The organism is Rhodoferax sp. GW821-FHT02C08 (assembly GCF_059421805.1).
In genome coordinates this window covers 1-802 of record NZ_JBWKVR010000064.1, presented here as the reverse complement: position 1 = coordinate 802, position 802 = coordinate 1, and the positions used below count along the sequence as shown (strand labels likewise).

Here is an 802-nt window from a genome sequence, read left to right as displayed (position 1 = left end):
GTGCGAGGTGCCCCATGCCTATGAACCGCATCCAATTCCAGCCCGGCCTGTCTATGCCGGACTTCCAAAGTCAGTACGGTCGCGAAGCGCAGTGCGAAGACGCCTTGTTCGCTATGCGATGGCCCCAGGGCTGGCATTGTGCGCACTGCGGGTGTTCGCGTTCGTTTCAAACGCGTAACGGTACAGGCCGCCAGTTGTGGGAGTGTGTGATCTGCGGCTACCAGTCCTCCAGCATCGTGGGCACGGTGTTTGAACACACCAAACTGCCCTTGACGGTCTGGTTCCTGGCGCTGTACCTGCTGACACAAAGCAAGAACTCCATCAGTGCCATGGAGCTTAAACGCCAGCTCGGGGTGAGCTACAAGACAGCCTGGTTAGTGAAGCACAAGCTGCTGGAGACGATGCGGCTGCGCGAAGAGCCCCGGCGCCTGGATGGGCGGGTGGAAATTGACGATGCGTATCTGGGTGGGGAGCGGGCTGGCCATATCCATGGAGGCCGAGGAGGGCTGAACAAAACCGCCTTCGTGGCGGCGGTGCAAACAACGCCGGATGGCAAACCGCTGTTCATGCGCCTGAGCCCGATTGCCGGGTTTACCAAGCAGGCGCTCCAGGACTGGGCGTTGCACAGCTTGGCGCCGACGGCGCGTGTGGTGTCTGATGGGACGGCTTGCTTCGCACAGGTCACGCACATGGGCGCTACCCATGAACGCTACGTCACGGGCAGTGGCCGACAAGCGGCCCAGATGCCCGCGTTCAAATGGGTGAATACGGTACTGGGCAACGTGAAGACGGCGCTGAGTGG

Annotated in this window: 1 protein-coding gene; it reads left to right on the top strand. The window is 61.5% G+C overall.

Annotation, left to right across the window (positions count from 1 at the left end; all coding sequences use genetic code 11):
- Positions 1-20: 20 nt before the first annotated feature.
- A partial coding sequence (locus tag AC07VY_RS26570; protein ID WP_495100143.1) for an IS1595 family transposase occupies positions 21-802 on the top strand: 782 nt, incomplete at its 3' end.